Source organism: Microbulbifer litoralis, from assembly GCF_023634065.1.
Taxonomy (GTDB): domain Bacteria; phylum Pseudomonadota; class Gammaproteobacteria; order Pseudomonadales; family Cellvibrionaceae; genus Microbulbifer; species Microbulbifer litoralis.
Map to the genome: position 1 here is coordinate 459,555 of NZ_JALKCV010000001.1, position 24,483 is coordinate 484,037.

The window sequence follows — 24,483 nt, forward strand, 5'->3', positions numbered from 1 at the left end:
ATGCACCATCTGGCCGGTCGCGCCCTCAGCCTGCTGGCGGCTTTCGCCCTACTCGTATCCGCCGCCCGGGCCGGCGAGCCGATCCGCTACCCGGTCCTGGGCCGGGCCGCGAGCCCGGAAGCAGCCGGCTTTTCCAGCCGCGGACTGCAACGGGTGGATGCGCTGATCCGGCGCGAAGTCGCCGCGGGTTTTCCCGGCGCGGCGCTGATCGTCATCAAGGACGGCAAGATCGTCAAAAGCACCAGCTACGGCTACCGGCAGAAATTTGCCGGCGCCGCACCGCTGCCGACCTTCGCCCCGATGACGAGCGGGACCCTGTTCGACCTGGCCTCCAACACGAAGATGTACGCGACCAACTTCGCCCTGCAAAAACTGGTCAGCGAGGGCAGGCTGGACCTGCGCGACAAGGTCCAACAGTACCTGCCCGAATTCCGCGACACCGAGGGCGATACCATCAAGGGCAAGGATTCGCTGCGGATCGTGGATATCCTGCACCACAGCGCCGGCTTTCCGCCGGACCCCCAGTACCACAACCCGGCGGTGGCCGGGGCGCTCTATTCCCAGCAGCGCGACAGGACCATCGCCCGGGTCAGCAGGACGCCGCTCGCCTATACGCCGGGCACCCGGAATGTCTACAGCGATGTGGACTATATGCTGCTGGGCATTATCGTCGAGCGGATCACCGGACAGCGGCTCGACGACTATGTGGAACAGTCGATCTACCGGCCGCTGGGCCTGGACCACACACTCTTCGTACCGCTGCAGAAAGGCTTCAGCCCCGGCGACTTCGCCGCGACCGAAACCCTGGGCAATACCCGCGACGGCGCTGTCGACTTTCCCAATATCCGCACCGGCACGCTGCTCGGCCAGGTGCACGATGAAAAAGCCTTCTATTCCATGGCCGGGGTTTCCGGGCACGCCGGTCTCTTTTCCACCACCGGCGACCTGGCGGTACTGTTACAGGTGATGCTGAACGGCGGCGGCTACGGCCGGCAGGAATTCTTCGATCGCGAGACCGTCGAGCTTTTCACGCAACCTTCGGCAGCGGATCCGAGCTACGCCCTGGGCTGGAGAACCAATGGCGACCGGGAAATGGAATGGATGTTCGGCAGCGGCGCCAGCAGCCACGCCTACGGCCACACCGGCTGGACCGGTACACTCACCGTGATCGACCCGGAGTTCAACCTGGGGATAGTCCTGCTGACCAACAAGAAGCACTCGCCGGTGATCCAGAGCGGCAAAAATGCCGGCCGCTTTATCGGCGACCTGTTTTCCGTCGGGCGCTACGGTGCCGTGGTAACGGCGGTATACGAAGCCCTGCAGTAAGAGCCTGTTTGAACGCCTGGACAGGCGTGACGGCGGCCTCCGGTTTCATTTCGCGGCGCACCCTGCCCTGCCCGGCGCACATCGCATGCCTTACAGCCAGGGTGGCTCGCTGCCGGCGGCAATATTTTCCAACTCCCGCGCGAGCCGGTCGGTCACCAGCATATGGCCCGGGCTGTTGGTCGCAAAGAAATCCAGGTTCGCCCCCCGCAGCGCATCGCCGGCGGTCACGGCGCAGGACCAGAAAACCGGTACCTCGCCTTCCCGCACGGCCACGGCCTCGCCGAAATCCGGCGCCTGCAAATCCGCAATCCCCAATTGCGCCGGTTCCCCGGCCGCCACCGGTGCACCGTGCAGCAGCGGGTAGCGCGCGCAGATACTGCGCACCAGATCCAGTTGGCCGGCGCTGAAGGGGCGCATGCTGACCACCAGGTTGGCACCGAAGGGCCCGGCCGGCGTACAGCTTGAGGAAGTCCGGAACATGGGGATATTTTTGCCCTGCCACACATTCCGCACCTGCAGCCCGTTGCTGATCAGCGCCTCCTCCAGGGAGAAAGAGCAGCCGAGCAGGAAAGTCACCAGGTCGTCGCGCCAGTGGTCGGCAATGTCGGTGACTTCCGTGTCGCCGCCGTCCCGGTGCAGCCGGTAGCGCGGCAGATCCCGTCGAACGTCGATATCGTCGCCGGCGGGCGGCAGCGCAAACTGGCCCGGCTCCGAGCGGTACAGCAGCGGGCAGGCGGCGGGGTTGGCGGCACAGAAACGGGCAAAGTCCTCCGCGGCGGCGGCCGGCAGGATCACGGCGGAGGCCTGTACATAACCGGCCGCGAGACCCGAAGTCGGGCCGGCGATGCGCCCCGCGCGAATTTCCGAGCGAATGACTTTCGAACAGTGGCGAATCATGCTGTCTGTTTCCTGCGGGCCCGCGACGGAAAAAGGCCTGCCCGGCAATGCACATCGCCGGGCCGGTGTTGATCAGGGCAGCGCGGCCCGCTCCATCGCGGCGTGCACGGTGACCGGCAGAATGCCCGGCGGCACCTCGGCGCTGGTCAGGGCGCGGGCGAGAGCCCCGTAGATGGGGCCGTGCAGGGCGCCGTCCCTATCAATATAGGCTTTGTAGTCGTAACTCGCGATCTGCAGGTCCGCGATGTCCCGGAACTGCGCCGCCTCGTAGGGCGAGCGCATGCTGATGAAGACCGTCTTGCTGCCCCGCTCGCGGGCGCCGAGCAGCGCCTTGCGATAGATATCGTAGAGCGCCCCGGTATCCAGCCGCGGCCGCCGCAACCCGGCCAGGTCGTCCATTCCGCCGCGCTCCACGGCGTTTTCCTGCGGCACGATACTGGCAACCAGCAGCACATCCGCGTGGCCCTGCGCCTGCGCCGCGAGCGCGTTCTCCGGCGTGACTACCCGGACTTCGGATTCCGTCACCCGCGCCAGGGCCAGCTTGAACGCCTCGCCCACCTCCACGGAGGGGGCGATCACCCGGATACGCCGGGTGGCTCGGTCCACAACCGGCAGGACACCGGGCTCCACCGGGAAAATCGGGCTGAGCGCCGCCCCCGCCAGCGCGCTGGCGAGCTCCGCATCGTCCGGGCTCGCCAGTGCCTGCCGGGCCAGGCGGATATTGTCCCGCGCGCCGCGCTCGATCCAGGCCCGGTCAACGTACTGCCGCTTGAGCGCCCGGACCCGCGCCACCGAGCGGTCCAGCTCCGCCAGCGAGAGCTCGCCCGCCTCGACGGCATCCGCCACGTGATCGATCAGGGTCTGCAGGTCGCGCAGCTGTTGCGGGTAGCGGATCTTGATCGGCATCACGGCGATATCCGCGCCGGCGGCAAAGGTATGCAGCACTGCATCCGTGGGGGAGAAGTAATTGCTGATTCCCGCCATGTCCAGCGCGTCGGTGACCACCACGCCGCGGTAGCCGAGCTCCCCGCGCAACAGGTCGGTGAGGATGGCGCGCGACAGGGTCGCCGGCACCGGGATCTGCTCGCCGTCGACAGTCTGCAGGGTGGAATCGTCCAGCGCCGGATACTGGATATGCGCGGTCATGGTCAGGGCCGGGGCGGAGCGGGCGATGACCTCGGCAAACGGCAGCAGGTCCACGGCCCTGGCACGCTGCAGGCTGCGTTCCACCCGCGGCAGGCCGGTATGGCTGTCCACCGCGGTATCGCCGTGGCCGGGAAAATGCTTGACGGTCGCGGCGATGTTTTCCGCCTGGAAGGCGCTGACACTGGCCGCGCCGAGATCCGCTACCACGCGGGGATCCTCCGAATAGGAGCGCACGTTGATCACCGGGTTGTCCGGGTTGCTGTTCACGTCCAGCGTCGGGGCAAAATTCACATTGAACCCCAGCAGCTTCAGCTGCCTGGCCATGGCCGCCGCGGTGGAGCGCGCGAATGCGTCGCCGTGGCTGGCGTGGGTGGCACCGATGGCCATATTGCCGGCGAAGGCGACGGACTCGGCGCGCGGCAACCGGGTCACCCGGCCACCCTCCTGGTCGACCGCAATCAGCAGCGGAATGCCGTGGCGGGCGTCGGCGGCGGCCGACTGCAGTGCGTCATTGAGACGGACGATCTGTGCACTGTTCTCCAGGTTGTCGGCAAACAGGATCACCCCGCCGAGGCCGCTGTCCGCGATCAGGCGGCGCAGGTCCTGCGGCAGCCGGGTGACCGGCTGGCGGCACTCGCCGGCCTGGTCCGGGCTGCCGTCGGCGCAGTAGTAGCGGATATCCAGCATGATCTTCTGCGCGATCTTCTCGCGCAGGGACAGCTCCGGCGGCGGGGCGCTCTGCTCATCGGAACAGGCACAGACAGACAGCAGGGCCGCCAGGAAGATCGACGGGCGGGCGAGGCGGTGACACAGGCTTCTAATCATTGCGAGCCATAATCCATTATTATTAACATCAACTTCAGGAATATTTTATTCTATCGAATGCAATAAGACCCCACAAGAGAGGGGCCGGGCATTCGGGGAAAACGGCTGGACCGGAAGCCGTTCAGGCCGGCAGGGCCTCCGGGGCGGGCTGGGGGCGCGCAAAAGTGAAAGCGGCCGCTGTCGGGCCGCGCTCGCCGAGCAGGTCCAGCGCCCGCCGGGCATCCCCGACGGTGGGAGTGCTGCCCGCCGGAATCCACCACAGCGCCAACGTCGGCCCCGGCATTTTCTCGAACCACTGCTTCTTGTCTTTCAGCACCTGCAGGTGCTCGCCGGAGTAGACATAGTCCCTCAGCGACGCCAGCGATTCCCACACCGACATATTGACGATAATGCGTTCGTCGTCGAAAACCTGCAGCGATGTGGCATCGCCCTCTTCCGTCTGCAGGCGCCACACGAATCCGGGGCTGCGGTCCGCGAGTGCGTTAATCGCATCCAGTTGGTCAACAAATCCCTGCATGACCGGGCTGTCGAGCGGCGCCCGGGCGCGACCGATATTGACCTGTGCCAGATGAAATTGCGTCGTCACGAAACCTCCTTTTTCAACGTTGAAACCCGGTGTCACTATCCGGGTCAGAGCCACTTCTTCCAGCGGAAAAAGGTAACCTGCCCGATCACCGCCAGTATCAGTATGCCGATAAAAACCGCGAACGCCTGCGGCTCGTCCGCGCCGGGTATACCACCGACGTTGATACCCAACAGGCCGGTAAGGAAACCCAGCGGCAGGAAAATGGCGGCCACCATCGACAACACATACATGCGATTGTTGAGCTGTTCGGAGTTGCGGCTCAGCAGCTCTTCCTGGGTGACCGCGGCGCGTTCGCGCACTGCGTCTATGTCTTCGATATGGCGTAGCAGGCGATCGCTCACCTCGCGCAATTCGATACGGCTGTGATCGTCGAGCCAGGACACCCTCTCCACCAGCATCCGCGCCAGCGCCTCTCTCTGCGGCGACAGGTAGCGGCGCAGGGTAATGGTCTGTTTGCGCAACAGCGCCAGGTCGGAGCGCAGTGTCGCACCGCCCGCCTCCAGTACCCGGTCCTCCAGTTCGTCCACGCGATCCTCGAAGGACTCCACGGTATCACTCATGCGCCATACCAGCAGATCGGCAAGCCCGACCACCAGCCCCGCCGCACTCTGCGGCCCCCCGCCCCGGCGCAACGCTTCCACCAGGTCGGTGACCGACAACAGGCGGCGCTTGCGCGTACTGATCACGCGGTTTTCGTCCACCCACAGGCGCACGGAGACCATGTCCTCGGGGCTGGATTCCGGGTTCAGGTTGACGCCGCGCAGCGCGATCAGCAGTCCGTCGCCAATGGCCGCGGCGCGCGGGCGGGTCTCCTCGGTCAGCAACGCCTCGGCCACCAGCGGCTCCAGGCCGCTGTCGCCGCGCAACCAGTCCTGCGCCTCGCTATCCGTGTAATCGAAATGCAGCCACAGCAGTCCCTGCCCGGGATGCCAGTCCCGCACTTGGCTCCATTCCAGGTCCCTGCCGCCGCCATTGCGATCGAGCAGGAAGGCGTGAATCAGTCCACTCTGCATCGGGCCCCCGATCAATCGGTGTTCTTCGGCACCGCCCACAAGAGCCCATCGGTGATCAGTGTCGGGAAGACACTGACATGCATCTCGTCCGCGATCACCCTGGCCGAGACATCGAAACCCTTGTAATTCCTCGATGCCATGACTTTTTCAAAGGCCATCATATCGTCCACCATGTTGAAAGCGCTATCCGGCTTGCCGTTCTCCCTCTCGCCGATCAGCATCATCACCTTTGCCGGCAGGCTATCGTGCTCCCGGGCATAGGCGGCCTCCCTATCGAATATCACCCTGTCGTCATACCACAGCGACGGGCTTCCGAGAATATAGTATTCAAACGCATCGGGCCTCGAGAACAGGATACTGGCCCCGAGCAGTGCGCCAAAAGAGTGGCCGACAAATACCTTCCTGTCCGGGTCGATCCTGAAGTTGTCAGCCAGATAGGGAATCACTTCCTCCATCAGGAATTCCACATACTGTGCCGACTGACCGGAGGCCTCGAATGCCCGGGCATATTTTCCTCCCCAGGAATACAGCCGTCGGGTCGGCGTATAGTCCCTGGTGCGGCTCAGGAAGCCGCTGTCCCCCTTCGAATAGGAGATCCCCACGAGGAAGACCTCTTCGATCTTTTTGCCGTAGTCTCCCAGTTGCCGGGTGATACTGCTGATCAGCGGGAAGGCATAGCCGGCATCATTGACCAACAGCAGCGGGTATTCTTTATCCGAACGGTCATAGGACTTTGGCAGTTTTATATACAGCTCGTAGTCTTTGCCATTGGCGTTCGAGTGAATATCGATGACCCGTGTGCGCTCAATGGTATAGGGGCGATAGTCCGGCGGCTCGGATGCCGAAGCGACAGTGGAGAACAGAAACAGGGAGAACAAGCTGAGGCACTGCAGATGCAGGCGCATCGGGCCATTGGATATGCCCATTCGGGGTTCCTTTATTGTTGTTGTGATGACTGTGTATGACCCGGGTTGCGATTCCCTTTTCCCCCGGGAGTTCCCGACTGACCGGATCAGCGCTTGAGATACAGGGTCGCCGTTGCGGTTTCACCGGCCTCCAGATGCCAGCTGTTGGCGAAGGCATTGCCGTGTTCCACGCACACAAAACCGCGATAGTGCTCTCCCACATCGGCCAGTTCCGCGGCCAGTTTCTCGCCCGGGTTCCAGGTGATGACACTGTGGCAGTTCTCGCTGGTGAGACTGATCGGGTTGTCGGTGAGGATCCGCTGGTGCGAGGCCGCGTTTTCGAATACGCGATCGACTTCACCGGGGAAGGTCAGCGATCCGCTCTGTGTGGCCCGCTGCAGGCCGCAGGTGTTGTCCAGGTACTCGGTGTGCTCAAGGCCGTGCACCTCGATCTCGCGCACGCTCTCCACCGGGAAATAGCTGTGCCACGCCCAGCTGTACACGGCCGGCTTCGGGCCGCGGTTCTCCAGCGCCAGGCTCAGCTTCAGTGTGCGCCCCAGGCGCATCGTCACGGCACAGCCAAAGCCCGCCTCGAACAACGCATCGCCCGGGTGGTCGAAGGTGAAGCGCAGCTCCAGCTCGCCGTCCGACTGGAGCTCGCTGCCCGCCAGGACCCACGGGCGGGTGCGCACCAGGCCGTGCTTGGGCTTGTGCGGATCCGTGCGGTCGACACCGAACCAGGGCAGGCACAGCGGAATACCGCCGCGCACCGACTTGCCCTCGGCAAACTGCGCCGCGGGGCTGAGCCACAGCAAAGGCTCACAGTCGACGGCCTGGAACTCCAGCAGCTGCGCACCCTGTTCGGCGATCACGGCACGGCACAGCGGGGTCTCCACCAGCAACAGGTCCAGACCGGGCTTGCCGTAGAGTTCGCCACTGTCAGTGCGGCGAATGGTGTCCTTTGCCTGTATATCACTCACGCGGTGTTTCTCCTTTTTTGCAGACGGGGGCAGGCGCCTGTTGCGAATGGTCCGTATCTGTAAACAGCGGCCGGGCACACAGCAGCGACAGTGCGCCGGCGGCCAGCAGCAGGTGGAACCAGTTGGTGCGCGCCAGGCCCAACACCGTTGTCGCACCGGTGCCAATCACCAGTCCGGCAAACACCACCAACACCGCTCCCGCGGCCAGCAACAGGGCCTGGTAGCGTGGCATAAAGCGCGCGGAGAAAAGCCTCCACAGCGCCACCAGCAGCCACAGGGCAATTCCCAGGGTCGAGCAGAAACGGCTTACTCCGGCGGCTGAAAACTGTGGACTCGATACCGCCCCCACGGCAGCGGCGAGTACCAGCGCCAGGACGGCATAGGCCGGCCAGCGCCTGTGCCGGCCCAGCTGCGGGGCGAGTCGCACCCAGAGCAAGGCCAGCCCGGACAGCAGGAAGGTGAGATAGCCGGACAATTGAGTCAGGGCGCGATGCAAACCGGTGGTGGCCGGATCGATTCCGTAGCGGTAGGCCCCGGCAATCGCCGCCAGCGCCAGGCTCAGCATGGCCGCCACGACCAGCAGCGCCGGGGACCGGCAGCGATCGCGGGCGATATACCAGTACTGGCTGGCAACCAGTGCCGCGGCCAGCGCCAGCAGGATCTCGATCAACCAATAGTTGTGCAAGCCGTAGTCCCCCTGTCTTTTCTGCCGATTCTAACAGGCTACCGTGTACTTGCAGATGTCGGGGACAAACAAAAAGGCCCCGGCAAAAGCCGGGGCCCTGTCTTCGCAGCCGTGCCCCCCTGATACGAGGGGCGGAAACGGGTTTAGAAATCCATACCCAGGGACAGCTGCACGCGGCGCGGCTTGTAGAAACTACGCGCCTCACCGTACTCCACGGAATCGATATAGGGGTCGATATTGTAGCCTGTCTGGCGATCGAACAGGTTGAACACATCGGCGCGGAAGCGCAGGGTGTAATCGCCGGAGATATCGAAGTTCTGGGTGTAGTTCAGGTCCATCTGCCAGTGGCTCGAGGAGCGGCGGCTGCCGGCCTTTTCGGCGTAGCGGTTGGTGCTGTCATCAGTGTAACCGTAGATAGAACCATCCCAGGTCTCCCAGGGCTCGCCGGACTGGTACACCAGGTAGGCGCCGACGTTGGCATTCCAGTCCAGGGTGTACTGACCGAACAGTTTCAGCAGGTGCGGTTTGTCACCACGCAGCGTGCCATCCTTGTTGTCCCAGACCTGGCGGCCGATACCATCGCCCAGGTAAGAGGAGCCGATAAAGGTATTGGCATCGTTGGCGGATGTGGTGTTGTCCTGGTCGAAGTTGCCGGTGTAGTCGCTGTAGGTGTAGGACGCATTGAGGTAGGTGCGGTCGCCGGTCCAGGACGCCTGCACACTGAACTCCAGGTACTCGGTGTAGGCATCGTCCAGCTCGGCGATTACGTAGCTAGAGCCGCTGCCGATCTGCTCCCTCTGGGCCTCCAGATCGTCAATATAGAGCCCCTTGTCCGCAATATGCTCCGGCACACAGAGCGCGCCCTCCGGACCGTAACAGCCGTACTGGCGCGAACCATTCCAAGTATCTTCCCAGAAATGGGAACCCTCACGATAGCGGATATGCGAGCGCAAGCTGATACCGTTCTCGAATTCCTTGGTGGTACCGATCGTCAGCTCATCCACGCGACGGGGGTCCAGGTCATCCGCGAACAATTTGCCGGAGGAGCCGGCGCGGGGCGAGGAGCTGATGTAATCGCCGTTTTCATCGAAAAAGACCTCGATGGTGGCAGCGCTGTTGCGATCCCAGGAAGCGGCGCGGGCCAGCGACGAGGCCGAGGGATTGTACTGGGCAAAGCTGGCAAACACCGTGTCGACACCGTTGTAGGCCCATGAAACACCGACGCGCGGTTGAATCATATCTTCCCAGTCTACCTGGTACATCTCGTATTTGTGGCCCGGATCAGCCACATAGCCGGACAGGGTGCTGCCATCCTCCCTCAGGCCCTGGCCATAAAGAGTGTCCTGGCTGATCAGGAAGCCCACATCGAAGATAAAGTCTCCCCAGGCGATGGAGTCGTTGATCTCGAAATTATGGGTCTCAGTGGAAGATTTAATCGCCGGAACCGTGGTGCCATCCGAGGTGACAAAGCTCATCTGTTGGGTACGAGCGCGGAACCAGGCATCGTTCGGTACATCTTTGTTTTCGGGCCCATCAACGACGCTGATCACCCCCCAACCATTGGAGAGACGCGCCAGTTCCTCACGGCCCTCTGACCACTGGTAACCCACGTGTAGCTCATGGGAGGTGGCTCCCCACTCAAAATTGTGGTCCAGTGCCAGCTCGAAGCTCTCGCGGTAGAAATTCTGGATATTGTACTGGGAGTAAGCGCCGATACCGCCGCCGCCTACACGGTTGCCATTCGCATCCAGATAACCGTACTGATCGACAAATTGCTGTGCAAAATCATTGTATGCGTCAGTATTTTCCGGCCCCACATTGGGTACGCTGAAGTAACCGATCTGCTCCAGGTTGGCGAGATCCAGGGAATCGCCGATCACCGGCTGGAAGCCCAGTTCGGTATCCGGCACACCGGCTGTCTCCAGCGAGTAGTCACTGTACTGGAAGCTGATAGTGGTGTCGTCATTGATAATCCAGGAACCGTCCACAGTCAGGATATCCTGGCCTGCTTCCGACCCGGTAGAGACAGAATCCGCCTCGAACTCGTCAATGGAATCGCCTTCGTTCGTACGGTCGGAAGTGCGGTAGGCGGCGTTCAGCAGCACACTGTCGATCGGCGCATAGGTCAGCTTGCCGTAGTACTCGTCGCGCTCACTCTTGTAATCCTTGGTCGAACCATAGGCGGTTTCCTTGCTTTCACCATCTTCGCGAGGGCCGAAATAGGAACCGTAGAAGAACAGCTGATCCTCGATCAACGGTCCGCCCACATTGGCCGTCATCCATTCCTTGGTGATATCCGATTGGATGCCCTCATCAGGCGACTCACTCAAACCGGCCGGCTGCACCCGGTATTCCACACTGCCCGTGAATTCATTGGTACCGGACTTGCTGATGGTATTCACGGTAACACCACCGGCACGGTTGAAGCCGATGGCCCGCGCGCCGCCGCGCTCGACCGAGAACTGCTCCACATCCTGGGTAGAGGGCTCGGAAGACAGGGTACCAAACATCGGCAGGGTGACATTGACGCCGTCAAACTTGTACACATTGTCCTGGCCGCTGCCGCCGGCATTGGCGCCGCGTATGGCGTTCTGGCTGTACTGGACACCGGGGGCCAGCTTCATCAGGTCGCGGTAGTCCTGTCCCACCGGCAGGGCGTCGAGCACGTCCGCACCGATAGCGTCGGACAGGGAAGAGTTGCCACCGGCGGTAATCACTTCACCGGTCACCACCAGCTCTTCCATACCCTCGGCAACCTGCGGCGACAGGCTTATGTCCACCATGGTCATCTGGTCCAGCAGCACCTCGGTCCTGATGGTGCGGGACGTGCCGTCCTCGGCGGTGAAGGTCAGGGTGTAGATGCCCGGAATCAGCATCGGCAGCTTGAACTCGCCCTCGTCGTCCGTGGTGGCGGTACGGGGGCGGGGCATGACATTACTGGTGGCGGTCACCGTAACGCCGGGAGCATCGACGCCGGCGTCGAGGGATACCTGCCCCTCGATGGTCCCTACCTGCTGCGCCATGGCGGTCACAGAAAAGAGTGTGCCCGCCGCCAGGAAAGCGGCGCGACTCAAGATCGAGGAACTGCTGGTCCTTTCCATTGAGTGACTGAGCTTATTTTTTTGGAACATGAGAAAGTCTCCCGGACAGTGCTTTGTATTTATCCTGTGGGCTGATACCTCTTGCCCCTGAATTCTCAACCCAGCTATTGCGTTTGGCGCGATTCACTTGCACTCTTTTGGAGCTCTGCCGTTGATCCCGACCCGAACCCCGCATTTCGCTCTCAGGCCCAGAGCGGCAAATGAAATACTTTATAAACTGGAATATTTTTCTAAGGAATATCTTATTCCTCGAAAGCATTGTGCGAAAAAAATTCCTGCTCGGCGAGACTTAGTTCATAAAAATTTCAAAAAAATATTCACAAAATGAAGAAAAGTCAGGTTAAAAAGATCAAAAAATAGGCAAATGAATAATTTGGGGTTGGAATTTATAAAAAACAGACAGGCTTTTGGGGACAGTCACGTACGGATGTATCACCCGTTTTCAGCACTTCAGGAATAATTCCAGGGGGCGATTCCGGCCTGAAAGGATAAAAATCATACAAAGAGGATAAAAATAAGGCGGTCTTTACTGGTGCATATCCAGCCGAACCGGCCCCATGTGCGCATCAGAATGGGGCCTGCAAAATGGCAGAGCCTGCGGCCCATGGCAACCACCAATATACCGGAGCGGCCACTGCGGGAACCGCCCCATCCCTACCCCATTGTCGAGCGGACATAAAAAACCCGGCAGAAGCCGGGTTTTTTGCAGAAGGCGTAGAGAATATCTCTCCCCCCTTCTTACTCCTCGCCGGAAGAGGCCTGGTCGGCGCCTTCTTTCTCGGCCTGTTCCGCCTTCGCTTCCTTGATGGAGAGCTTGATGCGGCCGCGCTGGTCGACGTCCAATACCTTGACGAACACCTTCTGGCCTTCGCTCAGGTAGTCGGTCACCGCGTTGACGCGCTCTTCGGCGATCTGGGAGATATGCACCAGGCCGTCTTTGCCCGGCAGGAAGTTCACGAATGCGCCGAAGTCGACGATACGGACCACGGTGCCTTCGTAGATGGCGCCGATCTCCGCTTCCGCAGTGATTTCCTCGATGCGGGTAACCGCCGCTTCCAGGCTCTCGCCGTCTTCACCGAACACCTTGATGGTGCCGTCGTCCTCGATATCGATGGAGGCACCGGTCTCTTCGGTGATGGAACGGATGGTGGCGCCACCCTTGCCGATCACGTCGCGGATCTTGTCCGGGTGGATCTTCAGGGTGGAGTAGCGCGGGGCATTCTCGTTCACGGTGGAGCGGGACTCGCCGATGACCTTGTTCATTTCCGCGAGAATGTGCAGGCGCGCCTGCAGGGCCTGCTCCAGGGCAGTCTCCATGATCTCTTCGGTAATGCCCTCGATCTTGATGTCCATCTGCAGCGCGGTCACGCCGCTGGCGGTACCGGCAACCTTGAAGTCCATATCGCCGAGGTGGTCCTCGTCGCCGAGGATATCGGTCAGGACCGCGTAACCGTTGTCTTCCTTCACCAGGCCCATGGCGATACCGGCCACCGGTGCCTTCAGCGGCACGCCGGCGTCCATCAGCGCGAGGCTGGAACCACACACGGAGGCCATGGAGCTGGAGCCGTTGGACTCGGTGATCTCAGAGACCACGCGCACGGTGTAGGGGAAGTCGTCCGGGTTCGGCAACACGGCGGCGATACCGCGGCGCGCCAGGCGGCCGTGGCCGATTTCGCGGCGGCCGGTGGCACCGACACGACCCGCTTCACCTACTGAATAGGGCGGGAAGTTGTAGTGCAGCATGAAGTAGTCTTTGCGCTCGCCTTCCAGCGCGTCGATGATCTGCGCATCGCGGGTCGCACCGAGGGTGGCCACGACCAGGGCCTGGGTCTCGCCGCGGGTAAACAGCGCGGAACCGTGGCCTTTCGGCAGTACGCCGACTTCGGTTGCAATCGGGCGCACGGTCTTGGTGTCGCGGCCGTCGATACGGGGCTCGCCGCGTACCACGGAGCCGCGCACGGTTTTCTTCTCCAGCTTGCCGAAGTAGCTCTTGACGGTGCCTTCGTCCAGCTCTTCGGTCGCCAGCGCCTCGATGGCCTCGTTGCGCAATTCGCCCAGGCGCGCAGTGCGCTGCTGCTTGTCGGTGATCTTGTAGGCCTCAGCCACTTTCTCACCGAACTGGCTCTCCAGCGCGGATTGCAGGTTTTCGTTGACCGCTTCGGGCTGCCAGTCCCAGGTCGGCTTGCCGGCCTCGGCTTTCAGTTCTTCGCAGACCTTGACCACGGCCTGCATTTCCTGGTGCGCGAACAGTACCGCGCCCAGCATGATGTCTTCCGGCAGCTCCTTGGCCTCGGACTCCACCATCAGCACGGCGTCCTTGGTGCCCGCTACGACCATGTCCAGCTCCGAGGTTTTCAGCGCGCTGTAGGTCGGGTTGAGCAGGTAGCCCTCTTCCTGGCTGTAACCCACGCGCGCGGCACCGATGGGGCCGCCGAACGGGATGCCGGAGACGGACAGGGCGGCGGAGGTGCCGATCATGCCGGCGATATCCGGATCCACGTCTTTCTCGGCCGACAGCACGGTGATCATCACCTGGACTTCGTTCATGAAGCCGTTCGGGAACAGCGGGCGAATCGGGCGATCGATCAGGCGGGAGGTGAGGGTCTCTTTCTCGGACGGGCGGCCTTCGCGCTTGAAGAAGCCACCGGGAATCTTGCCGGCCGCGTAGGCCTTTTCCTGGTAGTGTACGGACAGCGGGAAGAAGGCCTGGTCGGGCTTGGCTTCCTTGGCGCCTACAACGGTACACAGCACTACGGTCTCACCCATGGTGACCAGCGCCGCACCGGTGGCCTGGCGCGCAACGCGGCCGGTCTCGATGGTGACTTGCTGATTGCCGTACTGGAAGGTTTTGCTTACTGGATTCACGTTTTTTTCCTATTTCCTTACGGTTGCTGGCCCATTCCAGCAACCCCTACAGTTTTCGCCCTGTGGGAGCCTTCCCGGGGGAGCCGCTCCTACAAGGGCGAATATAGCGGGCCTCGCGGCACGCTACATAAAAGAATGCCCGCCGGAGGCGGGCATTCCAGGGTCTTAGCGACGCAGGCCGAGTTTTGCGATCAGCTGTGCGTAGCGGTTCAGATCCTTCTTCTTCAGGTAGTCCAGCAGCTTGCGGCGCTGGTTTACCATGCGGATCAGGCCACGGCGTGAGTGGTGATCCTGCTTGTGCTCAGAGAAGTGGCTCTGCAGCTTGTTGATGTTCGCGGTCAGCAGGGCTACCTGGACTTCCGGGGAACCGGTGTCGCCTTCAGCCTGGCCGTGCTCTTTCAGGATGGTTTCTTTTTCAGATGCAGTCAGTGCCATAACGAATTACCTCGTCGTAATATGCTTTGAAGATTCGGCTGGCCCGTGCATATTTACAGACCAGCTAGTCGATGTTGCAGCTAGTGGGCCGCTCGCAAAGTCAGGTAACAGTTCGCTTCGCCAAATCGTCCAGCTCTGCGTTGAGAAAGCTTGAAATAACGCTGCTATTCCAGCGCTTTCTCGCCTTGACCTGAACGATTTGGCTGTGCTCCTTTGTCACCGAACTTTACAAGCGGCCCACTAGTCGCCGCTTACCAGACGCCGGGGGGCAACCCGGCCGTCGTCAGTAATCTCTCCTACGCCCAGAAAATCGCCACTTTCCAGGAAGAGGCGCACCATATCACCTTCTTTGCCGATACGGTAGACCTGCAGATCCATTACCGGCTGCCCCTGACGCAGATAGTAACCGGAGTCGTCCGGCAGGGTCAGGGCAGGCAGATCGGCGGCGGGAGAATCAACCGGAAACAGGTGATGATCCAGCGTTTCCGCCCGGCCCTCACCGCGCTCCTCGGTCAGCTCGTCCAGCGTCACAGCGTCCGCCTCGTCGAAGGGACCGGCAGCGTTGCGGTGCAGTTGATCCACATAGGCGCCGACGCCCAATTCGCGCCCCAGGTCCTCGGCCAGGCTGCGCACATAGGTGCCTTTGGAGCAGTGGATCTCCACTTCCGCGCGCGGCAGCCCATCGGGCGTGTCAGTGCCCGGGGTGAAGCGCAGCAGTTCGTACTCGAAGATCTCCACCTCGCGCGCCTCGCGCTCCACTTCCAGCCCCTGGCGCGCCAGTTTGTACAGCGGCTGGCCCTGGTGCTTCAGTGCCGAGAACATGGAGGGCACCTGTTTGATTCGGCCGCGGAACGGCGCCATCGCCGCCAGTAGATCCCCCTCCGTCAGGCCGGAGGCGTCGGCGGTGGCGATGACTTCACCATCGGCGTCGCCGCTTTCGGTCGCCATGCCGAAACAGAAGGTGCTGCGATAGCGCTTGTCCGCGTCCAGCAGGTATTGGGAAAACTTGGTCGCCTCGCCGAAGCAGACCGGCAGTACGCCGGTGGCGAGCGGGTCCAGCGCGCCGGTGTGGCCGGCGCGGTTGGCGAAAAACAGGCGTTTGGCTTTCTGCAAGGCGTCGTTGGCGGTGATTCCGGCGGGCTTGTTCAACAACAGCACACCATTGACCTTGCGGCCCCATTTTGGTCTGCGGCCCATGGATCACTCTTCTTCGGAATCGTCGTCGCGGTGTTGGCGATCTTCCTTTACCGCCCTGTCGATCAGTGCAGACAGCTGCTGGCCGCGCACCGACGTCTCGTCGTAGCGGAACTGCAGGCGCGGAATGGTACGCATCTGGATGGCGCGAGCCAGCTGGCTGCGCAGGAAACCCGCAGCCTTGTTGAGTGCGTCCATGGAGGCCTTGATCGCAGCCGGGTCGTCCTCGCCCACCAGGGTCACGAAGACCTTGGCGACAGACAGATCGCGGCTGACCTCCACGTCGTTGACATTGACCATGCCCACGCGCGGATCGCGGACTTCCCGCTGGATCAGTTGAGATAGTTCGCGGCGCATGGCGTCGGCGACGCGATCGGCGCGGTGGAATTCTCTTGCCATTGGTTACCTATATCGAATGGCTTGGCTGATGGGCACGTCGCTGCGCTCCTTTACCCATCCTGCAGCAGACTCGGAAGCCGCAGGATGGGCAAAGCGCAGCGTGCCCATCATAGGCCCCGGCCTAACCCCTCTCCCGGAGGGAGAGGAGGGACCAGACATTAAAGCTCGCGGGCCACCTTGACGATATCGTAGACCTCGATCTGGTCGCCCGACTTGACGTCATTGTAGTCCTTGACGCCGATACCACACTCCATGCCATTGCGCACTTCCTGGACGTCGTCCTTGAAGCGGCGCAGGGACTCGAGTTCACCCTGGTAAATGACCACATTGTCGCGCAGTACGCGGATCGGCTTGTTGCGGTAGACGGTACCCTCGGTGACCATACAACCGGCGATGGAACCGAACTTGGGCGAGCGGAAGACATCGCGCACTTCGGCGATACCGACGATCTCCTCGCGCACCTCCGGCTCCAGCATGCCCGACAGGGCCTGTTTCACTTCGTCCAGCAGGTTGTAGATCACGCTGTAGTAGCGGATCTCGACGCTCTCGGTCTCCGCCAGCTTGCGCGCGGCGACATCGGCGCGGGTATTGAAACCGATCACGATGGCGCCGGCGGTCAGGGCCAGGTTGATATCGTTCTCGGCGATACCGCCCACGCCACTGGAGACCACGTTCACGGACACTTCCTCGTTGCCGATGTCCGCCAGTGCGGACAGGATGGCTTCCAGGGAGCCGCGCACGTCGGCCTTGATCACCACCGGCAGCACCTTGCGCTGGCCGGCCTCCATATCCGCGAACATGTTTTCCAGCTTGGCCGCCTGCTGGCGCTGCATGCGCTCGCGGCGCTCCTTCTCGGCGCGCTGCTCGGCCACTTCGCGGGCCTTGCGCTCGTCGGCCACGACCAGGAATTCGTCACCGGCATCCGGCGTCGTATCGAGGCCCAACAGCTCCACCGGCGTGGATGGACCGGCCTCTTTGACACTCTTGCCCAGTTCGTTGGTCATGGCGCGCACGCGGCCGTAACTCTGGCCCGCCAGCACGATATCACCGCGCTTCAGCTCGCCGTTCTGCACCAGCAGCGTGGCGACCACACCGCGGCCCTTTTCCAGGCGGGATTCGATCACCACACCGGTGGCCGGCACATTGACCTTGGCCTTCAGCTCCAGCATTTCCGCCTGCAGGGAAACCGCTTCCAGCAGCTCGTCGATGCCCTGGCCGGTGTGCGCGGACACTTCGATAAACTGGGTGTCACCGCCCCAGTCTTCGGGGATGACGTCTTTCGCCGCCAGCTCGTTCTTAACCCGGTCCGGATCCGCACCCTCCTTGTCGCACTTGTTGATGGCGACAACCAGCGGCACACCGGCCGCCTTGGCATGATTGACGGCCTCTTCGGTCTGCGGCATGACGCCGTCGTCCGCGGCCACGACCAGAATCACCACGTCGGTGGCCTGGGCGCCGCGGGCGCGCATGGCGGTGAAGGCGGCGTGGCCCGGGGTGTCCAGGAAGGCGACCTCGCCCTGTCCGGTCTTCACCCGGTAGGCGCCGATATGCTGGGTGATGCCGCCGGCTTCGCCGGAGGCCACCTTGGTCTTGCGGATATAGTCGAGCAGCGAGGTCTTGCCGTGGTCGACATGCCCCATGACGGTCACCACCGGCGCGCGGCTCTCCTCTTCGCCCTCAACCTCTTTGGCCTCGGCCACCAGGGAGTCTTCCAGTTGTGTCTCGGATACCGCAACGGCCCTGTGGCCCATCTCCTCGACGATCAGCTGCGCGGTTTCGCGGTCGAGACTCTGGTTGATGGTGACCATCTCGCCCATCTTCATCAGGCGCTTGATCAGTTCGCCAGCCTTGATATTCATCTGCTTGGCCAGCTCACCGACGGTGATGGTCTCACCCAACTGTACTTCGTACACCTGTTTTCCCGTGGGCTTCTTGAACCCATGTGTGTTCTTGATTTTGAGGGTCGGGCGCGACAGCGAACGGGTGCTGCGCTTCTCCGACTCGTCGTCTTCAAAGGCTTCCAGGGCCTGCTCGTAGAGCGAGGTCTTGCTGGATTTTTTCGGCCCCGACTTGGCGCCGCGACGACCGCGGCGTTTGCGCGGCTCGTCTTCGTCCTTCTCCACAGCGGGAGTGGCCTCGAGCTTGCGGCGCAGGGACGGCTTGATCGTGTCGCCGGTCTTGGCCTTTTCCTCGCGCTGTTGCTTTTCCTGCTCGACGCGCTTGCGCTCCTCTACGACGCGGGCCTTTTTCTCTTCCAGCTCCTGCGCTTCCTTGGCCGCCTGCTCCTTGCGGCGCTCCATGGCGGCGATGCGCATGGCTTCGATATCGTCCACATAGGTGGAGCGCACCGGCGCCGGCTGCTCGGTCGGCTTCTCTTCGCTCGCGGCCTGCTCTTCAGTTGCGGCGGCTTCCGTTTCAGCCGCCGCTTCGGGCTCCGGTGCCGCCTCTTCTTCGGCGGGCTGCGCCGCGGCCTCGGCTTCCGCCTTAGCACGGGCTTCCTCTTCGGCCGCCTCGGCTTCGGCGCGCACGCGCTCGGCCTCCGCCTGCTCGGCGCGGGCCTGCTCCAGCTCAGCCTGTTCCGCGAGCGCCTTGTCGAGCTCTGCCTGGTGCTCGGCTTCCTGCGCCACATCCGCCTCGAGCTCTTCCTGCGGGCGCTTCACATAGGTGCGCTTTTTGCGCACTTCCACGTTCACGGTTTTGCGGCCGGTGCCAGAGCCGGTTTTCAACGTGGTGGTGGTTTTGCGTTTCAGGGTGATTTTGCGCGGCGAAGCCCCCTGCTCCCCGTGACTGCTTTTCAGGAAGTTGAGCAGGACCTGTTTTTCCTCGTCCGACACCACCGCATCCGCAGAAGTGTGGGGCAAACCCGCTTCCTTCATCTGCTTCAGCAGACGGTCCTCGGTGGCACCAACCGATTTCGCGAGTTCGCTAACTGTTACTTCGGCCATTCTCTCTCCTGTAAGTCACTTGGTCGGAGGTTATTTATTGCATCTGCACACCATTTTCATGTGCGATTTTTTCATGTGCGCGATTACGCACGGGCTTACGCCTGTTCGTCGCTGTCGTCGGCAAACCAGGGTTCGCGCGCTTTCATGATCAGTCCGGCGGCGCGCTCCTGGTCCATACCCTCGATGTCCAGCAGGTCGTCCACCGCCTGTTCGGCGAGGTCTTCCATGGTCGCAATACCGCGACTGGCCAGCAAGTACGCCAGGTGGCGATCCATTCCTTCCATGTTGAGCAGGTCTTCCTGCGGCTCGGACGCATCGAGCTGTTCCTCGGAGGCCAGCGCCTGGGTCAGCAGGGCGTCCTTGGCACGGGCGCGCAGCTCCTCGGCGATTTCCTCGTCGAAACCTTCGATTGTCAGCATTTCCTCGATCGGCACATAGGCCACTTCCTCGAGCGTGGTAAAACCTTCTTCCACCAGCACGCCGGCGACGTCCTCGTCGATGTCCAGGCGCGCCATGAAGGTTTCCATGATACTGCCGGATTCGGCTTCCTGCTTCGCCTGCCACTCATCAATGCTCATTACATTGATCTGCCACTGGGTCAGCTCGGAGGCCAGGCGTACATTCTGGCCGCTGCGGCCGATGGCCATGGCCAGGTTTTCCTCGGCCACCGCCACATCCATGGAGCCGGCGTCTTCGTCCACGACGATGGATTCGATTTCGGCCGGCGCCATGGCATTGATGACAAACTGAGCCGGGTTCTCGTCCCACAGCACGATATCCACGCGCTCGCCGGACAGTTCGTTGGAAACCGCCTGTACACGCGCACCGCGCATGCCCACACAGGCTCCGACCGGGTCGATGCGACCGTCGTTGGTATTCACGGCAATCTTGGCGCGCAGGCCGGGGTCGCGCGCGGCGCCCTTGATTTCGATCACCTCTTCGGCGATTTCCGGCACCTCGATGCGGAACAGCTCGATGATCATTTCCGGGCAGGAGCGGCTCAGCTTCAGCTGCGGGCCGCGGGCCTCCGGCTCGATCTCAAGCAGGATGGCGCGCACGCGGTCGCCCAGGCGGAAAATCTCGCGGCCCACCAGTTGGTCGCGGGGCAGGCGCGCCTCGGCGTTGTTGCCCAGATCCACGGCGATAAAATCGCGGGTCACTTTCTTGACGGTACCGCTGACCAGCTCGCCGACACGATCGCGGTACTCCTCCACAACCTTGGCGCGCTCGGCTTCGCGCACTTTCTGCACGATCACCTGCTTGGCAGTCTGCGCGGCGATGCGGCCGAACTCGACATTTTCCACCTGTTCGCGGTAGACATCGCCGGCTTTCAGCTGCGGATCTTTCTCGTGCGCTTCCTCCAGGGTGAACTGGGTACCCAATTCGGCGAGCGTGTCGTCGTCCACGACTTCCCAGCTGCGGAAGGTCTCGTAGTCGCCGGTACCCGGATCAATGCTCACCTCGATAGTGGAATCCTCGTCGTAGCGTTTTTTGGTGGCTGTTGCCAGAGCCGCCTCGATCGCCTGGAAAATAATTTCCCGGTCAACGCCCTTCTCGTTGGAAACCGCCTCGGCTACCAGCAAGATCTCTTTGTTCATGCAGCTGCCCCTTTAGATAAAGCTTCGCCTGCAAGCAGGCTCCTACATTGCTTTGCATTCGCCCGGTTGCAGGCGCCTACTTGAATTGGGGAATAATCTTCGCCCGCTCGATACTGTCGATCGGCAACAGGTACTCGTTTTCACTGTCGACACGCAGCACCACTTCCTCTCCCTCGACACCGGCCAACAGGCCGCGCCATTTTCGCTGGCCATCCAACGGCATACGCAGGCGCACCTCGATCTGTGCACCGACAAAACGCGCGTACTGTTCCAACGTATACAGCGGGCGATCAAGCCCCGGCGAGGAGACTTCGAGGGTGTATTTGCCACTGATCGGATCTTCGACATCCAACACGGCACTCGCCTGGCGACTGACCTTTTCGCAGTCATCCACGGCAATACCATCCTCGGAATCTATATAGATACGCAACAGCGCATTGTGGCCGTGGGTCTGGTATTCGACCCCCCACAACTCACAACCCAGTGACTCAACCACCGGGGCCAGCAATTTTTCCAACTGTTCGCGCTTGCTCGTCATTCAGATTACCAGTCGCCACACAAACCGGCGGGACTGCCGATTTGCACAGCCATCGGCTGCCCCGAAGGGGGTGAGGCGCCGGGAGCACCTCGTATAAACAAAAAATGGGCCCACGGCCCACTTCGACAGGTATCTGCTTACATTTCCTGCAGATACGAAAAAGCCCCTGACGGGGCTTTGACCGCACATCCACGCAGCCAGTATGCGCAGACGCAAATTTGGTAGCGAGAAACAGGCCTTGAACCTGCGACCTTCGCCCGGCTATGCCGGCCAGAGTTTGAAAGCAGGCCCGACTCGGCGGGCGGCTTCCGGCGCCTCTGGCACCTGAATTTGGTAGCGAGGGCAGGATTTGAACCTGTGACCTTCGCCCGGCCATGCCGGCCAGAGATTGAAAGCGAGCCCGACTCGTCGGGCCCTGCTAACGCCTCTGACACCTGAATTTGGTAGCGGGGGCAGGATTTGAACCTACGACCTTCGGGTTATGAGCCCGACGAGCTACCAGGCTGCTCCACCCCGCAACAACTCCGGAAAGCGAAGCCTGGTTGCTCTCCGCTCCCCTGCGGCGGGTCACCCCAACCGCTCAAGAGGCTGCGCATTCTAGGGGCGCGGCCCCGGTGAGTCAAGTCGCGTTTGGCATTTATTTTCACACCGACCCGGGGCGCCTCGGAACACAGTATAGGTGGTGCCGGGAAGCGCTCCTAAATCCTTTTGACCGGCTTCAAACCGGAAAAGAACTTTTTACGCCACATGCGAGAAACACAATTGATAAATATTCTCAATATCAATAATATCCGCACCCCATCGAGGGCAGGCGACAGCCCTTCCCGCCCCCTTAATAGGGTTAAGGCAGGCGGGAGAAGAACTGTTGCCCCAGGAAAACGCTAAAAACAGGAGCTTCCACCGCATGCGCACCCGGACCACACTGGCCCTGGCCATCTCACTCGCCTCCACTGTGGGCCTCGCCCAGGACCGCACCATCGAGGAGGAGATCCTCGTCACCGCCAACCGCACGGAAAAGCCACTGAGCACCATCCCCAACACAGTGACCCTGATCGACCAGCAGGCGCTGACCGAGCAGCTCAGCACGACCAGCGACCTGTCCACGGTTCTCGGCAACCTGATTCCCGGTTTCTCCCCCGCCCGCCAGAAGCTGACCAACTCCGGCGAGAGCCTGCGCGGGCGCAAGCCGCTGTACATGATCGATGGCGTACCCCAATCCAATCCACTGCGCAACGGCGGCCGCGACGGCCACACCATCGATCCCCTGATGCTGGAGCGGGTTGAAGTGATCCACGGCGCCAACGCCATCCACGGCATGGGCGCCTCCGGCGGCATCATCAACCTGGTGACCCGCGAGCCCAGCGATGAACTGCAACAGAGCCTGCGCATCGACTCCAACCTGCAGACCGAAGATCTCGGCGAAAGCCTGGGCTACAACGGCAGCTACAGCCTGTCCGGGCAATTCGACAGTTTCGATCTGCTGGGCAGCGTCAGTTATCGCAATGCCGGCGTCGGCTACGATGCCAACGGCGACGTCGTCGGCTTCGATAATACCCAGGGCGACACCATGGCCAGCGAAACGGTCAACGCCTTCCTGAAAGTCGGCCACAGCTGGGACGACCAGCGACTGGAACTGACGATCAACCGCTACGATGTCTCCGGCAGCACCGACTGGATCTCCGTGGATGGCGATATCGCCAACGGCATACCCACTACCGCGGTCGAGGGCGACTACCCGGGCAAACAGCCGTCCAACGAAGTGACCACCGTCAACCTCCAGTACAGCAACGAAAACTTCTTCAACCAGAAGCTGCGGGTACAGGTATTTTCCCAGGATTTCGCCGGCACCTATGGTGCCACGCCCAGCGACACCTTCCAGGACCTGGAAACCTACGGCGAGACCATCTACGACCAGTCGCAGAACAATTCCGAAAAACGCGGGGTCAAGATCACCCTGATCCGGGACCGGATTGCCGGCGCCCCGATCAGCCTGACCTACGGTGTGGACCTGTTCGAGGACGAAACCTGGCAGCAGTTGATCCTGACCGGCCGCGCCTGGGTGCCGCCCACCCGCTACAAAAACGCGGCGCCCTACGTCCAGGGTGAATTCACCGGCATCGATCGCGTCACCGTAACCGCCGGCCTGCGCCATGAGATCTCCCGGCTCAACGTGGACGACTTCACCACCCTCGCCTCCTACAACGGCGGCCAGACTGTCGAGGGGGGCGAGCCCGACTTCAGCGAAACCCTGGGCAATATCGGCGCGACTTTCCAGGTCAACGAGACCTGGCGGCTGTTCGCCAACTATTCCGAAGGTTTCTCCATGCCCGACGTGGGCCGGGTGCTGCGCGGCATCGACCAGCCCGGACAGGATGTGGAGAGTTTTCTCGACCTGCAGCCGATCCTGACCGAAAACAAGGAACTGGGCGTTGATTTCAGCGTGGACAGCTTTGCCGCACAACTGGCCTACTATGTCTCCGATTCCGATTTCGGCCAGCGCCTGAGTCTCGGTGATGACGGCATCTACAGCGTAAAGCGCGAGAAGACCGAAATCGACGGCCTGGAACTGCGCACCCAGTGGTTCGCCAGCGACCGCGACACCCTGGAACTGCGCTACGCCTATACCGATGGACGTTACGACTCAGACCAGGATGGCCGCGTGGACAGCGACCTGGGCGGCAGGAACATTGCCCCCGATCGCCTCAACCTGAGCTGGCAACGCCACTGGAACGATCGCCTGAGCACACGCCTGCAGGCCAACATCCTGCTCGACCGGGATTTCGAGGACGCAACCGGAGCCACCGCAACCGAGTTCGACGGCTACACCACCGTCGATGCCAGCGCGCAATTGCAGGCGCTGGGCGGGGAGTTTTCGCTCGGCCTGCAAAACCTGACCAACGAGGACTATTTCACCTATTACTCGCAGACGGCCGGCAACGATATCCGCAACTTCAAGGGGCTCGGTCGCAGCGCGAGCCTGTCCTACTCGCGCCTGTTCTGACCGGGATTGACGGGCGGGCTCCTCGCTTTACTATCCTGCGCATC

General features: G+C 62.1%; 17 protein-coding genes and 1 tRNA gene. 2 read left to right on the forward strand and 16 right to left on the reverse strand.

All coding sequences use genetic code 11. The annotated features are described in order from the left end of the window. Complete coding sequence (gene pbp4b, locus MWN76_RS01830) at positions 1-1,326, forward strand: penicillin binding protein PBP4B (protein WP_250458859.1); 1,326 nt, start codon at positions 1-3, stop codon at positions 1,324-1,326. A 90-nt stretch (positions 1,327-1,416) separates the two neighbouring features. On the opposite strand, the gene MWN76_RS01835 is transcribed toward pbp4b, so the two are convergent. From MWN76_RS01835 to MWN76_RS01910, 16 genes are all read right to left on the reverse strand, one after another. Then, positions 1,417-2,223, reverse strand: coding sequence for a putative hydro-lyase (locus MWN76_RS01835; protein ID WP_250458861.1), 807 nt, complete (start codon positions 2,221-2,223; stop codon positions 1,417-1,419). A 72-nt stretch (positions 2,224-2,295) separates the two neighbouring features. Further along, positions 2,296-4,194, reverse strand: coding sequence for a glycoside hydrolase family 3 protein (locus tag MWN76_RS01840; RefSeq protein ID WP_250458863.1), 1,899 nt, complete (start codon positions 4,192-4,194; stop codon positions 2,296-2,298). A 121-nt stretch (positions 4,195-4,315) separates the two neighbouring features. Then, positions 4,316-4,780, reverse strand: coding sequence for a DUF3291 domain-containing protein (locus MWN76_RS01845; protein ID WP_250458865.1), 465 nt, complete (start codon positions 4,778-4,780; stop codon positions 4,316-4,318). A gap of 44 nt (positions 4,781-4,824) precedes the next feature. Then, positions 4,825-5,793, reverse strand: a complete 969-nt coding sequence (gene zntB, locus MWN76_RS01850; protein ID WP_250458867.1) for a zinc transporter ZntB — start codon at positions 5,791-5,793, stop codon at positions 4,825-4,827. 11 nt (positions 5,794-5,804) lie between these two features. Next, positions 5,805-6,719 carry an alpha/beta hydrolase gene (locus MWN76_RS01855; protein WP_250458869.1) on the reverse strand — a complete coding sequence of 305 codons (915 nt, stop codon included), beginning with the start codon at positions 6,717-6,719 and terminating at the stop codon, positions 5,805-5,807. Positions 6,720-6,805: 86 nt separating this feature from the next. Then, a complete protein-coding gene (locus tag MWN76_RS01860) occupies positions 6,806-7,678 on the reverse strand; it encodes a D-hexose-6-phosphate mutarotase (protein ID WP_250458871.1) in 873 nt (290 codons plus the stop codon). Further along, positions 7,671-8,363: a hypothetical protein gene (locus tag MWN76_RS01865; protein WP_250458873.1), complete on the reverse strand. Its 693-nt coding sequence runs from the start codon at positions 8,361-8,363 to the stop codon at positions 7,671-7,673. The genes MWN76_RS01860 and MWN76_RS01865 overlap by 8 nt, the downstream gene beginning before the upstream one ends. Before the next feature lie 143 nt (positions 8,364-8,506). Further along, entirely contained in the window at positions 8,507-11,494 is a 2,988-nt protein-coding gene (locus MWN76_RS01870; protein WP_250458875.1) for a carboxypeptidase regulatory-like domain-containing protein, read from the reverse strand. A gap of 708 nt (positions 11,495-12,202) precedes the next feature. Further along, entirely contained in the window at positions 12,203-14,329 is a 2,127-nt protein-coding gene (gene pnp / locus MWN76_RS01875; RefSeq protein ID WP_250458877.1) for a polyribonucleotide nucleotidyltransferase, read from the reverse strand. A gap of 165 nt (positions 14,330-14,494) precedes the next feature. Continuing rightward, on the reverse strand, positions 14,495-14,764 hold the full coding sequence (gene rpsO, locus MWN76_RS01880; protein WP_250458879.1) for a 30S ribosomal protein S15: 270 nt from the start codon (positions 14,762-14,764) through the stop codon (positions 14,495-14,497). Positions 14,765-15,004: 240 nt separating this feature from the next. Next, positions 15,005-15,961 (reverse strand): tRNA pseudouridine(55) synthase TruB, encoded by a 957-nt coding sequence (truB, locus tag MWN76_RS01885; protein ID WP_250458882.1) that lies wholly within the window; start codon positions 15,959-15,961, stop codon positions 15,005-15,007. Positions 15,962-15,964: 3 nt separating this feature from the next. Beyond that, positions 15,965-16,357, reverse strand: a complete 393-nt coding sequence (gene rbfA, locus MWN76_RS01890; RefSeq protein WP_250458884.1) for a 30S ribosome-binding factor RbfA — start codon at positions 16,355-16,357, stop codon at positions 15,965-15,967. Between the two features lie 158 nt (positions 16,358-16,515). Beyond that, on the reverse strand, positions 16,516-19,302 hold the full coding sequence (infB, locus tag MWN76_RS01895; protein ID WP_250458886.1) for a translation initiation factor IF-2: 2,787 nt from the start codon (positions 19,300-19,302) through the stop codon (positions 16,516-16,518). A 95-nt stretch (positions 19,303-19,397) separates the two neighbouring features. Beyond that, positions 19,398-20,900, reverse strand: a complete 1,503-nt coding sequence (gene nusA, locus MWN76_RS01900; protein WP_250458888.1) for a transcription termination factor NusA — start codon at positions 20,898-20,900, stop codon at positions 19,398-19,400. 76 nt (positions 20,901-20,976) lie between these two features. Beyond that, on the reverse strand, positions 20,977-21,438 hold the full coding sequence (gene rimP, locus MWN76_RS01905) for a ribosome maturation factor RimP (RefSeq protein ID WP_250458890.1): 462 nt from the start codon (positions 21,436-21,438) through the stop codon (positions 20,977-20,979). A gap of 441 nt (positions 21,439-21,879) precedes the next feature. Then, positions 21,880-21,956 (reverse strand) — tRNA-Met (locus MWN76_RS01910). A 386-nt stretch (positions 21,957-22,342) separates the two neighbouring features. On the opposite strand from MWN76_RS01910, the gene MWN76_RS01915 reads away from it, so the two are divergent. Beyond that, complete coding sequence (locus MWN76_RS01915) at positions 22,343-24,439, forward strand: TonB-dependent receptor (RefSeq protein WP_250458892.1); 2,097 nt, start codon at positions 22,343-22,345, stop codon at positions 24,437-24,439. Positions 24,440-24,483 lie beyond the last annotated feature (44 nt).

Excerpts from the sequence above, each read along its gene's own strand:
- MWN76_RS01915 (WP_250458892.1), top strand. The coding sequence starts at position 22,343 with ATGCGCACCCGGACCACACTGGCCCTGGCCATCTCACTCGCCTCCACT.
- nusA (WP_250458888.1), bottom strand. The coding sequence starts at position 20,900 with ATGAACAAAGAGATCTTGCTGGTAGCCGAGGCGGTTTCCAACGAGAAG.
- MWN76_RS01835 (WP_250458861.1), bottom strand. The coding sequence starts at position 2,223 with ATGATTCGCCACTGTTCGAAAGTCATTCGCTCGGAAATTCGCGCGGGG.
- rimP (WP_250458890.1), bottom strand. The coding sequence starts at position 21,438 with ATGACGAGCAAGCGCGAACAGTTGGAAAAATTGCTGGCCCCGGTGGTT.
- rbfA (WP_250458884.1), bottom strand. The coding sequence starts at position 16,357 with ATGGCAAGAGAATTCCACCGCGCCGATCGCGTCGCCGACGCCATGCGC.
- infB (WP_250458886.1), bottom strand. The coding sequence starts at position 19,302 with ATGGCCGAAGTAACAGTTAGCGAACTCGCGAAATCGGTTGGTGCCACC.
- zntB (WP_250458867.1), bottom strand. The coding sequence starts at position 5,793 with ATGCAGAGTGGACTGATTCACGCCTTCCTGCTCGATCGCAATGGCGGC.
- rpsO (WP_250458879.1), bottom strand. The coding sequence starts at position 14,764 with ATGGCACTGACTGCATCTGAAAAAGAAACCATCCTGAAAGAGCACGGC.
- pbp4b (WP_250458859.1), top strand. The coding sequence starts at position 1 with ATGCACCATCTGGCCGGTCGCGCCCTCAGCCTGCTGGCGGCTTTCGCC.
- truB (WP_250458882.1), bottom strand. The coding sequence starts at position 15,961 with ATGGGCCGCAGACCAAAATGGGGCCGCAAGGTCAATGGTGTGCTGTTG.
- MWN76_RS01870 (WP_250458875.1), bottom strand. The coding sequence starts at position 11,494 with ATGTTCCAAAAAAATAAGCTCAGTCACTCAATGGAAAGGACCAGCAGT.
- MWN76_RS01855 (WP_250458869.1), bottom strand. The coding sequence starts at position 6,719 with ATGGGCATATCCAATGGCCCGATGCGCCTGCATCTGCAGTGCCTCAGC.
- MWN76_RS01840 (WP_250458863.1), bottom strand. The coding sequence starts at position 4,194 with ATGATTAGAAGCCTGTGTCACCGCCTCGCCCGCCCGTCGATCTTCCTG.